Annotated in this window: 13 protein-coding genes; 7 read left to right on the top strand and 6 right to left on the bottom strand. The window is 71.0% G+C overall.

Going from position 1 to position 12,234, the window contains the following annotated elements; genetic code table 11:
* Positions 1-846: an aminoglycoside phosphotransferase family protein gene (locus tag AB0J87_RS22310; protein WP_363967785.1), complete on the top strand. Its 846-nt coding sequence runs from the start codon at positions 1-3 to the stop codon at positions 844-846.
* 425 nt (positions 847-1,271) lie between these two features.
* Positions 1,272-1,547, top strand: coding sequence for a hypothetical protein (locus AB0J87_RS22305; RefSeq protein ID WP_363967783.1), 276 nt, complete (start codon positions 1,272-1,274; stop codon positions 1,545-1,547).
* 230 nt (positions 1,548-1,777) lie between these two features.
* Here the strand turns inward: AB0J87_RS22305 and AB0J87_RS22300 are convergent, their stop codons facing one another.
* The 3 genes from AB0J87_RS22300 to AB0J87_RS22290 all read right to left on the bottom strand — a co-directional run bounded on the left by AB0J87_RS22300 (position 1,778) and on the right by AB0J87_RS22290 (position 3,477).
* On the bottom strand, positions 1,778-2,167 hold the full coding sequence (locus AB0J87_RS22300) for a VOC family protein (RefSeq protein WP_363967781.1): 390 nt from the start codon (positions 2,165-2,167) through the stop codon (positions 1,778-1,780).
* Between the two features lie 161 nt (positions 2,168-2,328).
* Positions 2,329-2,751 (bottom strand): hypothetical protein, encoded by a 423-nt coding sequence (locus AB0J87_RS22295; RefSeq protein ID WP_363967779.1) that lies wholly within the window; start codon positions 2,749-2,751, stop codon positions 2,329-2,331.
* Between the two features lie 15 nt (positions 2,752-2,766).
* The gene (locus AB0J87_RS22290) at positions 2,767-3,477 is read right to left on the bottom strand and encodes an FHA domain-containing protein (protein WP_363967777.1); all 711 of its coding nucleotides are present in this window, start codon (positions 3,475-3,477) and stop codon (positions 2,767-2,769) included.
* Positions 3,478-3,735: 258 nt separating this feature from the next.
* On the opposite strand from AB0J87_RS22290, the gene AB0J87_RS22285 reads away from it, so the two are divergent.
* Positions 3,736-4,290, top strand: a complete 555-nt coding sequence (locus AB0J87_RS22285; RefSeq protein ID WP_363967775.1) for a GNAT family protein — start codon at positions 3,736-3,738, stop codon at positions 4,288-4,290.
* Here the strand turns inward: AB0J87_RS22285 and metE are convergent.
* Positions 4,287-6,437 (bottom strand): 5-methyltetrahydropteroyltriglutamate--homocysteine S-methyltransferase, encoded by a 2,151-nt coding sequence (gene metE / locus AB0J87_RS22280; protein ID WP_363967773.1) that lies wholly within the window; start codon positions 6,435-6,437, stop codon positions 4,287-4,289. The genes AB0J87_RS22285 and metE overlap by 4 nt on opposite strands.
* Before the next feature lie 87 nt (positions 6,438-6,524).
* On the opposite strand from metE, the gene AB0J87_RS22275 reads away from it, so the two are divergent.
* Entirely contained in the window at positions 6,525-7,364 is an 840-nt protein-coding gene (locus tag AB0J87_RS22275; RefSeq protein WP_363967882.1) for a LysR family transcriptional regulator, read from the top strand.
* On the opposite strand, the gene AB0J87_RS22270 is transcribed toward AB0J87_RS22275, so the two are convergent.
* A complete protein-coding gene (locus tag AB0J87_RS22270) occupies positions 7,357-8,037 on the bottom strand; it encodes a DNA alkylation repair protein (protein WP_350724563.1) in 681 nt (226 codons plus the stop codon). The genes AB0J87_RS22275 and AB0J87_RS22270 overlap by 8 nt on opposite strands.
* Complete coding sequence (locus AB0J87_RS22265; RefSeq protein ID WP_363967771.1) at positions 8,034-8,699, bottom strand: TetR/AcrR family transcriptional regulator; 666 nt, start codon at positions 8,697-8,699, stop codon at positions 8,034-8,036. The genes AB0J87_RS22270 and AB0J87_RS22265 overlap by 4 nt, the downstream gene beginning before the upstream one ends.
* A gap of 100 nt (positions 8,700-8,799) precedes the next feature.
* On the opposite strand from AB0J87_RS22265, the gene AB0J87_RS22260 reads away from it, so the two are divergent.
* The 3 genes from AB0J87_RS22260 (at position 8,800) to AB0J87_RS22250 (ending at position 12,210) form a co-directional block, all read left to right on the top strand.
* Positions 8,800-9,957, top strand: a complete 1,158-nt coding sequence (locus tag AB0J87_RS22260; protein WP_363967880.1) for an acetyl-CoA C-acetyltransferase — start codon at positions 8,800-8,802, stop codon at positions 9,955-9,957.
* A gap of 65 nt (positions 9,958-10,022) precedes the next feature.
* Positions 10,023-11,534: a glycoside hydrolase family 3 N-terminal domain-containing protein gene (locus AB0J87_RS22255; RefSeq protein ID WP_363967769.1), complete on the top strand. Its 1,512-nt coding sequence runs from the start codon at positions 10,023-10,025 to the stop codon at positions 11,532-11,534.
* Positions 11,535-11,538: 4 nt separating this feature from the next.
* Positions 11,539-12,210: a pentapeptide repeat-containing protein gene (locus AB0J87_RS22250; RefSeq protein ID WP_363967767.1), complete on the top strand. Its 672-nt coding sequence runs from the start codon at positions 11,539-11,541 to the stop codon at positions 12,208-12,210.
* Positions 12,211-12,234 lie beyond the last annotated feature (24 nt).

Raw genomic sequence — 12,234 nt, 5'->3', positions numbered from 1 at the left:
GTGACTGGCGAAATCCGCGCGCTGCTGGCCCGCCATCTCCCCGACTATCGGGTGCGCTCCATCGATCGGCTGGGCCAGGGCCTCGACAACACGGTGTACGAGGTCAACAACGAGTTACTGGTACGGCGTAACAAGGCGACGACCCCCGAGGAGAACCGCCAGGAGGTCGCCCGCCTGGCGGCCGTCAGGGAGCTGTCCCCGCTACCGGTCCCCGAGGTGGTCTTCGCCGACGACGAGTCGGGGGCGATCGCGTACAGCAAGCTCCCGGGCGAGCCCCTCAACCGGCACCCCGCCGCCGACCCCCGGCTCTTGGCCCAGCCCCTGGCCGAGTTCCTCAGCGCCCTGCACGGCGCCTCTCCTGACAGGATGCGCGACCTCGCACCGCTGGACACCTACCCGGCGCTGACCCTCCTCCAGGACGCCGAGCTCGACTACCGCGACGTCGAGGCCCACGTCCCGGAGGAACAGCGCCACCTGGTGGAGCGCTTCCTCCGGGAACCGCCGCCGGACGAGACCGGCGAGCTCCGCTTCTGCCACAACGACCTGGGCACCGAGCACCTGCTGGCGGACGCGGCCACCAGCACGATCACCGGCGTCATCGACTGGACCGACGCCGCCCTCACCGACCCGGCCCACGACTTCGCCCTGATCTACCGCGACCTGGGCCCGGAGATCTTCGAGCTGACGGTGTCGCACTACGCCTTCGCCCTGGACGAGGCGGACCGCGCCCGGGTCCTCTTCTACGCGAGATGCGCACTCATCGAGGACCTGGCGTACGGCCTGAGCACGGGCCCCCACCACTACGCCGAAGCCGCCCTGACCCACCTGGCCTGGACCTTCGGCTAGGCCACCCACCCGTCGCCCGATTCCGGGGTGGGCCTGCTGGAGCCCGCCCCGAGCGGTCCTCGCTCCGCTCGGGCTGTTCGCCTTGGGGGCGCGCCTGGCGGCGCGCACGGTCTTCGCCTGGGCGCTTCGCGCTCAGAGAGCTCAGGCGTCGCCCCCAGTCGGGCCTGGTCCCGACCCCTGGAGGCCTTCGCTCCGCGAAGACGTCCTTATCCAGGCGCAGGCTTCGCCCGCGCATGCCGGCACCCGCCTCCAGAAATCTTTGGGAGAGCAGCTCTGAGGCGCGGATACCGAAGAATGGCATCTCGCTGGGCGAGCGGAAGAGGGAAGGCCGATCACGACGGGATACGGCCGAGCATCGGGAGGAGACGAGCCGCCGACTCTTGGAGGAGCGGACTCTGACCACGGCGTCACGTCTGTTCCTCACCTTGCTCAAGCACGACCCCGCCGCGCGCACGCTGGTCGTCGCCATGCCCGAGGTCTTTCCCTGGGTTCGCCACCTCACGGTGGACGAACTGCGCGCCTTCACCCTCGAACTGGTCGAGGCTCTTTCCGACGCTGCTGAGCTGGAAGTCGACACCACGACGCAGGAGGTCATCGCCGGGTGGCGGGCAACAGCCCGCATCAAGGCGGATCCCGCACGCTACGCCGAGGCTCGCAAGGCCATCACGGGCGACTTCGGGCCGGTTGAGGTTTTGGCGTGAGCCCCGAGGCGCGGCGACCGAGTGGCGGTGCCGCCCACGGATGATGAAGGTGATGTGGGGACGGCGGCTCGGATTCGGCTGGGTGGGGGACGTCGGTCTGCGTTGCTTGGGGCGTGACACCGGTTCGCGATGAGCCCTGAGTCGGCTCGTTCCACCGGCTGACCGGATCGCCAAGGCGGCGGAGACGGGGCGTTCCAGGGGAGGTGTGCTCCGCCGCCGGTCAGGCGGTGTCAGTCGTCCCAGCGTTGGGCGTTCTGGTCGTTCAGGGAGCCCGGGGGCTGGGGGATGACGCAGAAGGGCAGTCCGGCGGGGTCCTCCATGACGCACCAATGATCGTTGACCAGCCGCAGCCGTCGGGCCCCGAGGGCCTCCAGGCGTGCGGTCTCCGCCTCCAGGTCGTCGGTGTGGATGTCGAGATGCACGCGTGCGGGGCCCGTCCCGAGTCGTTGCACGAGCAGGGCGAACACGTCACCAGGTAAGAAAGCGCCGTGGTACTCCGGGTATCGCTCGAACTGGGTCAGCGTCTGACCGGTCGCCTCCTGCCAGAACGTCATCTCCTTGTCGTGATCACCCTCCGGGACGTCGATCACAACCTTGTAGAGCCTGCTGTAGTGCGTCATGTCCCCATCCTCCTGGATGGGGGTCATCCTCAGGGCCGGGTTCCTGCCGAGCGGCGGCATGGGCGGGCCGGCGCATACGGCTGCGGGCTCGGCGAAGGGGCGATTCGTGCAGGGAGTTCGGACGTGCTCCCAGTCGGGCGGCACGGCCGGGCTCCTGGGCGTCAGTGGCCGAGGAGGGCGAGCACTCCGGCGCCCAGCGGGCCGAGCCACTGGGCGATGCGGCTCAGGGCGTCGATCAACGTGGTGCCGGCGTCGGCGAGTGCTCCGGCGCGCTCCAGCCCTGAGGTGAGCTCCTGGAGGTGCCGGCCGGCCTGCTCCCTGTCAGGCGTCTCTCCGCCCACCGCGTCCTCGACCGCGGACAGTTCGCGCTCCGCGCTCCGGCGTTCGGCCGCGGACAGCCTCAGCTCGTCCAGGGCGCTCCTGATGGCGTCCAGGTCGGCGTGGAGGCCCTGGCCGGCGAGCTGGTGTCCCGCGACGCCGTGGATGTCCCGACCGGCGGTCTGGTGATGTCCGCCCACGTACTGTGTGCCGCTCCCGGCGTTCACCGGCCCGCTGACGTTCCTGAAACGGAAGGTCTCCCCCATAACCGTCACCTCTCCCTAGAGCCGCGGCCCGCGCCGCCGCCGTCTGCGCTGCTCCGCGCGCTTGCGCGCGGCCTTGGACATGGACGAGCCGATCCCCGCGAGCACCCCACCGGCCACGAAAAGACCGAAACCCGCCGGTGCCTGGGGAATGCCGGGAATCAACTCCTGTGTCATCGGGTTCGAGAAATCGTTGGAGGTCATGGCGCCGAAGATGAGGGATGACCAAATAGCGAACCCGGCGAGCGCGATCATCGTGCCGAGGACCAAGAGCACGCGCCCGAACCCTTTTCCCTGGAAGACTTCGTCGAACGGCTCATAATCGGCGTTGACTTGAACGTCATAATTGTCGCCATAAATGTCCCGGCCGGCGTTCTGGTGGTGCCCGCCCACGTACTGGATGCCGCTTCCCGCGTTCACCGGCCCGCGGACGTCCCCGAACTCGTAACCTGCCGACGGACCCGTCCCGGCAGGCTGGACGAACCGCAGCTCCGCGTACCCCATCCGCAGCTGGTCCCCGTCACGGAGCACTTGACCACCGGCGATCTTGTGGCCGTTGAGCCAGGTGCCGTTTCGCGACCCGAGATCGTTGATGACCACGTGGTCGCCGTTCCGGTCGAGCGACGCGTGCCGCCGGCTGACCCCGTCGACCTCCAGCAGGATCCCCGAACCCCGCATACTTCCGATCTCGGTGTGCCCGCCGGGAATGTCGAACCTGATCCCGGCCATTCCCCTGCTGACGACGAGCAGCTGGGGGTGAGAACCCATGCGCACCTCCCCATGGCGCCGGCCCCCGAATGACGAACAGCACAATCAAAGCAAATAATAAAGCCGGATTCGGCAGGTTTTTATAAGAGCCGCCGAATCCCCGCAATAGGACGGCTCCGAAATGCGGCGCATCGGTGCGGGTCCCTCGGCCCGGGTGAGCCACTCTCCGGCGGGAAAACCGTTCGCGGCGGTGTGCGGGGGCGTGGTTTGCTGCCGGGCATGACGTCGGCATGGGTAGGTCAGCTCGTACGGTTGCGCGCTGTCGAGCCCGAGGACTGGGAGGCGTTCCACTCCTTCGACGAATACTCCGACGCGGTCAGGAGCGGAGAGCACCTCCACCCGCCGCAGTCGGCGGCGCGGGCCAGGAAGTGGGCCGCCGAGCTGGCCGAACGGACCCAGGGCCTGGACGACGTGCGCCTGGTGATCGCCACCCGGGACGCGAACACCCCGGTCGGCATGATGAACACGCACAGCGTCGACCGGGTGCACGGCACCTTCGCGTACGGGATCGGCATCGGGACGCCCCACCACCGCAAGGGGTACGCAGGTGAGGCCGTCGTCCTGCTCCTGAGGTACATGTTCTTCGAGCGCCGCTTCCAGAAGGCCGAGGCGGGGGTCTACGGCTCCAACGAGGCGTCGCTGGCGCTGCACCGGCGGCTGGGGTTCGTCGAGGAGGGCCGCCGGCGCAGGTGCCACTACGCCAACGGCCGTTACGACGACGAGGTCCTGTTCGGCATGACGATCGAGGAGTTCACCGAACGCCACGCCTCTTAGCGAGCGTCAAGGTCCGCACGGATCCGGCGGGTGGCCGTGACCACGTTCGCCAGCGACGCCTCGACCTGCTCGTACGTCCGGGTCTTCAGCCCGCAGTCCGGGTTGACCCAGACCCGCTCCACCGGCAGCGCCGCCAGCGTCCGGCGCAGCAGGTCCTCGACCTCCGAGGCCGCGGGCACCCGCGGTGAGTGGATGTCGTAGACGCCGGGCCCGAGCCCTCGCCCGAAGGTCCCGACCGTGGCCAGGATGCGCGCGCCCGAGCGGGCCGACTCGATGGTGGTCACGTCGGCGTCCAGGCCGTCGATGGCGGCCAGGATCTGGTCGGCGTCCGAGTAGCACAGGTGGGTGTGGATCTGCGTGCGGTCACCGGCCCCCGACGTGGCCCGGCGGTACGCGGCCACCGCCCACTCCAGGTAGTCGGCCTGCGCGGCCCGCCGGAGCGGGAGCAGCTCGCGAAGGGCGGGTTCGTCCACCTGGATGACCGAAACCCCGGCCGCCTCCAGGTCGCGAACCTCCTCCCGGACGGCGTCCGCCACCTGGAACACGACGTCGCGCAGCGGCAGGTCGTCGCGGACGAAGGACCAGGCCACGATGGTGACGGGTCCGGTCAGCATGCCCTTGACCGGCTTGTCCGTGAGCGACTGCGCGTACCTGGCCCACCGCACCGTGATCGGCGACGGGCGGCCGACGTCCCCGTGCAGGATCGGCGGCCGGGTGCAGCGGGAGCCGTACGACTGGACCCAGCCGTTCCTGGTGACGGCGAACCCGTCGAGGTGCTCGGCGAAGTACTGCACCATGTCGTTGCGCTCCGGCTCCCCGTGTACGAGGACGTCGAGCCCGAGGCGTTCCTGGACCCGGATGACGCGCTCGATCTCGGCCTCGACCTGCCGCTCGTAGTCGGCCTGCGAGAGCGTGCCCGAAGCGAGCGCGGCTCGGGCGGCGCGCAGCGAGCCGGTCTGCGGGAACGAGCCGATCGTGGTGATCGGCAGCGCGGGCAGCCGCAGGTGCTCGGCCTGCGCCGCCGCCCGCACCGCGTACGGGCTGCGCTCCTCCGGCACCACGGGCGCGGGCAGCGCCACGGAGGGCGCGGTGTGCGGCGCGTCCCGCAGCGGGGACCGCGCGAGCGCCACCACCTCCGCCACCTTCTGCTCGGCGAACGCCAGCCGCCCCTTCAGCGCGGGGTCCAGCTCCGGCTCGGCCTCCACGTCGTAGGGGACGTGCAGCAGCGAGCACGACGTGCTGACCACCACCTCCGAGGCGCGTACGGCGCCCAGGGCGGCCAGGGCGCGGCCGGGCGAGGTGCGCCACACGTCGCGCCCGGACACCACGCCCGCCACCACGGTCTTGCCGGTCAGGTCGAGCGCGGGCACGGCGCCGCGGACGAGGTCGATCCCGATGGCCTCCACCGGGGTCTCGGCCAGGACCGGGAGGGCCTCACCGAGGTCGCCGAAGTAGGAGGCCACGAAGAGCCCGGGCCGGGCGGTGAGGGAGCCGAGCCGCGAGTAGGCGGCGCGAACGGCGGCCAGCTCTTCGGCGGTCCGGTCGCCGACCAGCGCGGGCTCGTCGAGCTGGACCCACGGGACCCCCTCGGCGGCCAGCGCGGACAGCAGCTCCTCGTAGCAGGCCAGCACGTCGTCCAGCCGGTCCAGCGCCGAGCCCAGCAGCAGGAACGTCACCGGCCCCACCACCACGGGCCGCGTCTCGTACCCGAGCGCCCGCGCCTCGCGCACCTCGGAGAGCGGCTTGGCCGCGTCCAGCTTGAACACGGTGTCCGGGCCGATCTCCGGCACGATGTAGTGGTAGTTCGTGTCGAACCACTTCGTCATCCGCAGCGGCGCCAGCCCCTCGGTGCCCCTGGCCATCGCGAAGTAGGGGTCGCCGGCCTCGCGGTAGCGCGCGGGCACCGCGCCCAGCAGCACCGCCGTGTCCAGTACCTGGTCGTACAGCGAGAACGTGTTGGACGGCAGCCCTTCCAGCCCCAGCTCGGCGAGCCTGCGCCAGGTCCGCTCCCTGATCTCGGCCCCCACCCGCTCGAGCTCCGCCCGGCTGGACCGCCCGTCCCAGTACGACTCCAGAGCCCGCTTCAGCTCCCGCCGCGGCCCGATCCTCGGATATCCGAGCACCGTGGTCCTGGGGAATGTGGACATGTCTCTGGCTCCCTTGATCTCGTTCGGCTGATCGCAGGCATCCTGCCGAGCACTCGGGAGCTCGTGCATCATGGATTGGTGCTGCTTATGCTCAAGGAGATGCACTGCTTCGCCAGGGTCGCGGAGCGGCTCAGCTTCTCCAGGGCCGCCGCCGACCTGGGGATGTCCCAGCCCGCCATGAGCCAGGCCATCACCCGGCTTGAGCGCGCCGCCGGGGTCAGGCTCTTCGAGCGGACGGCCCGCGACGTGCGGCTCACGGCGGAGGGCAAGGCGCTGCTGCCGTACGCGGAGCGGGTGATCGAGGCGGTCTGCGTCTTCGAGGCCGAGTCGGCCCGGCTGGCCAGGCCGACCATTCATCTCGCTTATCCACCGCTCGTCGGGACGCTGGCGGCGCGGATCGTCAGGCGGCTGGCCGGTCGCACTCCGGCGATCGGCGTGGAGCTGCGGGCGGCGGGCCGGGGCGCGGCGGTGCGGGCGCTGGCGGACGGCGAGGTCTCGGCCGCGATCCTGGCCACCCCGGCGCCGGCGCAGTTCGTGACGGCGGCCAGGTTTCACGTCACGGTCGACCACCTGGCCGTGCCCGCGGGTCACCGGCTGGCCTCCAGGACCAAGGTGACCCCTGGCGAGCTGGGCGGGCAGGTGCTGCTCACGCCGGGCAGCCGCCCGTGGCCGGGGCTGCCGGGGCGTTCGCGCATGGCGGCCGACGACGACTTCGCGGCCGCGCTCGACCTCGTGGCCGCGGGCGCCGGGCTGCTGCCGATCCCGCAGCTCCTGGTCAGGACCATCAGGAGGGACGACGTGAGCTTCGTGCCGCTCGACGCCGGCGACCTGCGCATCACGTACGCGCTGGCCTGGTCGAAGGAGCGGGTGACGCCGGAGCTGATGGCTCTGGTGCAGGCCGTCCAGGACGCCCTGTGGACTAGGTGAGGGGGAGGTTCTTGAGCGCTTCGCGGCGGCTCAGGCCCGTGATGCCCTTGGCGTTGACGTAGCGGAGCACTTCGTCGGGGTTGGTCTTGGCGTATTCGCGTAACGCCCAGCCGATCGCCTTGCGCGCGAAGAAGTCGTTGTCCGACAGGCTCGGATCGATGCACGCGTACAGCAGGGCCGTGTCGGTGCGCTCCTTGAACCGGTTCTGGCTGAGGATCGCGGTGCGCCGCTTCCACAGGTCGCGGTCGTGCGCCCACTCCAGCATGAGCGGCCGCATGGAGTCGGGGTAGGTGGTCAGCAGCCCGCCGACGCGGTGAGTGGCGAGTTCGTCGACGAGGTCCCACCAGGCCCCGGTGACGATCATCTCCTCGTACATCGGCACCGTGTAGAGGGTCTGGTAGTCGCGGTAGAGGTGGTAGCCGGACAGCTCGACGGCGGCGTAGCGCTCCTCGCGGTATTCGGCCTCGCGCCACAGCGCCAGCACGGCCCGCCGCCACTCCGGCGCGGTGTCCAGCCGGTGCTCGGCGAACACCCGCCGCAGCGCCGCCCGCCTGCGCACCGCCTGGACGCCGAGGAACGGCATCGTCGACTTCATGTACGTGCGCATCGCCTCGGCCTTGCCGGGCTCCGCCGCCCCCTGCAGTGCCAGCCGCACTGCCTTGCCGAGGCTCATCCCTTTTGCGTGGTGCGCTCGCCGGTGGCGAGGCCGTCGAAGAGCACGGTGATGTAGTGCTCGGCCAGCCCGGCCGTGTTGAGCCTGCCGCCGGGACGGAACCAGCGCACCGCGACCCAGATCGTGTCGCGGATCATGCGGTACGTCAGCTTCGGATCGACGTCGGTCCGGAACAGCCCGGCCGCCTGGCCCGCCTTGATCTGCGTCACCCAGATCTGCTCGACCTCGTCCTCCGCCTTGACCAGGTAGTTGAACCGCTCGAACTGCCGCAAGTAGTTCCAGTCGTTCTGCATGACGGTGATCGCGGCGCGGTGCGGCTCCAGCGTGCCGAACCCGATGCGGACCATCTCCGACAGCACCGTGCGGGCGTCTGCGCTCGTGTCGATCGCCGCGCGGTAGCGGGCGATGAGGTCGTCGAGGAAGGTGGAGAGCACCTCGTCGACGATCGTCTCCTTGGAGTCGAAGTGGTGGTAGAGACTTCCGGAGAGGATGCCTGCCTCGTCGGCTATCTCACGTACTGTCGTGGCCTGGAAGCCCTTGCGTGCGAAGAGCTCAGCGGCGAGCTTGACGAGGTGGTCGCGGCGCTCGGAGGCGGACCCCGAGCTCGCGCGCTGGCGCTTGGCCGGGGTGGTCGTGGTGCCGGAGTTCTTACGCGTGGTCACGACACCATTATGAGCCCTCGCACAATCGCTTGTTCACCTAACTGACGCAGCTCATGCGGCATTCCGTGCTCTACCAAGCGCTTGCTACGATGCGATGATGGTGAACGAGGCGTACATCGTCGGAGCCGTCCGCACCCCCGTCGCGCGCAGGAACGGCGGCCTGGCCGCGGCCCACCCCGCCGACCTCGGCGCGCACGTGCTCAGGGAGTTGATGCAGCGGGCGGACGCCGATCCGGCGGCCGTCGACGACGTGATCTTCGGCTGCGTGGACACGATCGGCCCGCAGGCCGGGGACGTCGCCCGCACCTGCTGGCTCGCGGCCGGGCTCCCCGAGGAGGTGCCCGGCGTCACGGTGGACCGCCAGTGCGGCTCGTCCCAGCAGGCGCTGCACTTCGCCGCCCAGGCCGTGCTGTCCGGCACGAGCGACCTGGTGGTGGCCGGCGGCGTGCAGAACATGAGCATGATCCCCATCTCGGCCGCGATGCTCGCGGGCCGTGCCTTCGGCCACGAGACGCCGTTCGGGGGGTCCAAGGGCTGGGCCGGGCGGTACGGCACGCAGGAGGTCTCCCAGTTCGCGGGGGCCGAGCAGATGGCCGCCACCTGGGACCTGTCGCGCGAGGAGATGGAGCGGTACGCGTACGAGTCGCACCGCCGGGCCCTGCACGCCGTCGACGCCGGGCACTTCGTGCGCGAGATCGCCCCCTACGAGGGCGTGACCACGGACGAGTGTCCGCGCCGGGACACCACGATCGAGCGGATGGCCGGGCTCAAGCCCCTGGTCGAGGGCGGCCGGCTCACCGCGGCCCTGGCGTCCCAGATCTCCGACGGCGCGGCCGCCCTGCTCGTCGCCTCACCCAGGGCCGTACGGGAGCACGGCCTGATCCCGCGCGCCCGCGTGCACCACCTGTCGGCCCGCGGCGCCGACCCGATCGTGATGCTCTCCGCCCCCATCCCGGCCACCGCCCGCGCCCTCGGCATGACGGGCCTGTCCATCGGCGACTTCGACGCGATCGAGATCAACGAGGCGTTCGCGCCGGTCGTCCTGGCCTGGATCAAGGAGACCGGCGCGGATCCCGCCAAGGTGAACCCGAACGGCGGCGCCATCGCGCTCGGCCACCCGCTCGGCGCGACCGGCGCCGTGCTGGCGGTGAAGCTGCTGCACGAGCTGGAGCGCACGGGCGGACGGTACGGTCTGCAGACCATGTGCGAAGGAGGAGGGCAGGCGAACGTCACCGTCATCGAGCGCCTGCCTTCCTGAAAGAAGGTGCTGACGTCAGAAAATGACTCTAGCAAATAGGAAACTTTCCTATTAGATTTCGGGTCATGCCCTTGAGCGGTGACCTGCTTCGCCTTGCCGACGCCGTCCTCTTTCCCGGTTTCACCGGGCACACGCCTCCCGACTGGCTGCGCCGCCGGCTCGGCCAGGGGCTGGCCGGCGTGGCGCTGTTCTCGCGCAACATCGCCGACCCGGCTCAGGTGGCCCGGCTGACCGCCGCGCTGCGCGCGGAGAACCCGTCGGTGCTCGTCGGCACCGACGAGGAGTCGGGGGAGGTCACGCGACTGGAGGTGGCCACGGGGAGCAGCCGCCCCGGAGGGTACGCGCTGGGCGTCGTGGACGACGTGGCCCTGACCGAGGCCCTGGCCAGAGACCTCGGCGGCGACCTGGCGGCGGCGGGCATCACGCTCGACTTCGCCCCCTCGGCCGACGTGAACTCCAACCCGGACAACCCGGTCATCGGCCTGCGGGCCTTCGGCGCGGACCCGGTCCTGGTCTCCCGGCACACCAGGGCGTTCGTCCGCGGCCTGCAGTCGGCGGGCGTGGCCGCGTGCGCCAAGCACTTCCCCGGGCACGGGGACACCTCGGTCGACTCGCATCACGGCGTGCCCGTGGTGGCCGACGGGATCGAGGACGCGCTGCTCCCTTTCCGGGAGGCGATCAAGGAGGGCGTCAAGGCCGTCATGACCGGCCACCTCCTCGTGCCCTCGTACGACGCCGAGCTGCCCGCCACGCTCAGCCCCAAGGTGCTCACCGGGCTGCTGCGGGAGGAGCTCGGGTTCGAAGGAATGATCGTCACTGACGGCATCGAGATGGCCGCGGTGGCGGGGGCGTACGGGATCGGGGGCGCCTCCGCCCGTGCCATCGCCGCCGGGGCCGACGCGATCTGCGTCGGCGGCGAGCGGGCCGACGAGGCCACCGCGGCCGGCATCCGCGACGCGATCGCCACGGCGGTGACCCAGGGACTGCTGCCCGAGGAACGGCTGGCCGACGCCGCTCGTAGGGTCCGCGAGCTGGCCTCATGGGCCGCCTCCTCGGGCAGCCAGGCGTCCCGCGACGGCTCCGTGAACAGCTCCGTGGACGGCTCCGTGGACGGCTCCGTGGGCCTGGCCGCCGCGCGCCGGGCGGTCCGGATCACCCGCCGGTCCACCGCCCCCGTGCTGCCGCTGACCTCGCCCGCGTCCGTGGTGGAGCTGGCCCCCGCGATGAACCTGGCCATCGACAGGAACACGCCGTGGGGCGTCGGGCAGCCGCTGGCCCGCCTACTGCCGGGCACCGCGGTAACCCGGCTGGCGGTGGGGGACTCGACGGGTTCGGCGCTGGAGCGACTGCTCGGAGAGGCCACCGGGCGGCCGCTGGTGATCGTGGTCCGGGACGTGCACCGGCACGCCTGGCAGGAGCAGGCGCTGCGGCACCTGCTCAGCGCCCGGCCCGACGCCGTGGTGGTGGAGATGGGGCTGCCCGAGCGCTCGGACCTGGGCGCCGTGCACATCGCCACGTACGGCTCCGCCCGGGTCTGCGGGCAGGCGGCGGCGGAGGTGCTCACCGGTAGGCTCTGATCCCGTGAACTTCGACGGCGAGGATCTTTCCCGCAAGGCGCTGGCCGATCGGCTTCCGGCGGACGAGACACATGTCTTCCGCGAGTGCGATCTGACGGAGACCGACCTGTGGGGCGCACCGCTGGCGGGGGCCAGGTTCGAGTCGTGCGTGCTGGACCAGACCGACTTCCGCAAGGCCGACCTCGACGGGGCCTCGTTCACGGGCGGGGGCGGGATGCGGACCCGCTTCAACGACGCCGACCTCATCGACGTGACGTTCACCGACGTGGACCTGTCCTCGGCGCAGTTCGGCGGCGCGCTCCTCACGGACGTCTCGTTCACGGGGTGCCGCATGATCGGCGCCGCGCTGACGGGCTCGCGCGGCACCGGCTTCAAGATCGCCCGCTCCAACCTGACCCTGGCCAACCTCGGCGGGTGCTCCCTGCGCGCGGAGGCCATCGAGGGAGTCCGCTTCGACGACGCCGACCTGTCGGGGTGCGACTTCACGGAGGCCACGTTCAGCGACTGCCGGTTCATCGGGTCGCGCCTGCTCCAGACCAAGTTCAACAAGGCCGATCTGCGCGGCGCGGACCTGGGCGAGCCGGACGACGCGAAGCTGCGGGCGTTCGCGGGCGCGATCATCAACCAGACCCAGGCCAACGCCATCCTGGCCGCCCGCGGCATCACCGTGCTCTAGCCTCGGGCGCCCCGCTCATCGCCC

Source organism: Nonomuraea sp. NPDC049625 (assembly GCF_040675285.1).
Classification (GTDB): domain Bacteria; phylum Actinomycetota; class Actinomycetes; order Streptosporangiales; family Streptosporangiaceae; genus Nonomuraea; species Nonomuraea angiospora_A.
The sequence above is the reverse complement of the archived record's forward strand: the minus strand, read 5'-3'. Positions and strand labels throughout refer to the sequence as shown.

Coding starts and splice junctions, on each gene's coding strand:
- AB0J87_RS22300 (WP_363967781.1), bottom strand. CDS start 2,167: ATGACGCACTACAGCAGGCTCTACAAGGTTGTGATCGACGTCCCGGAG.
- AB0J87_RS22295 (WP_363967779.1), bottom strand. CDS start 2,751: ATGGGGGAGACCTTCCGTTTCAGGAACGTCAGCGGGCCGGTGAACGCC.
- AB0J87_RS22290 (WP_363967777.1), bottom strand. CDS start 3,477: ATGGCCGGGATCAGGTTCGACATTCCCGGCGGGCACACCGAGATCGGA.
- AB0J87_RS22285 (WP_363967775.1), top strand. CDS start 3,736: ATGACGTCGGCATGGGTAGGTCAGCTCGTACGGTTGCGCGCTGTCGAG.
- metE (WP_363967773.1), bottom strand. CDS start 6,437: ATGTCCACATTCCCCAGGACCACGGTGCTCGGATATCCGAGGATCGGG.
- AB0J87_RS22275 (WP_363967882.1), top strand. CDS start 6,525: ATGCTCAAGGAGATGCACTGCTTCGCCAGGGTCGCGGAGCGGCTCAGC.
- AB0J87_RS22270 (WP_350724563.1), bottom strand. CDS start 8,037: ATGAGCCTCGGCAAGGCAGTGCGGCTGGCACTGCAGGGGGCGGCGGAG.
- AB0J87_RS22255 (WP_363967769.1), top strand. CDS start 10,023: ATGCCCTTGAGCGGTGACCTGCTTCGCCTTGCCGACGCCGTCCTCTTT.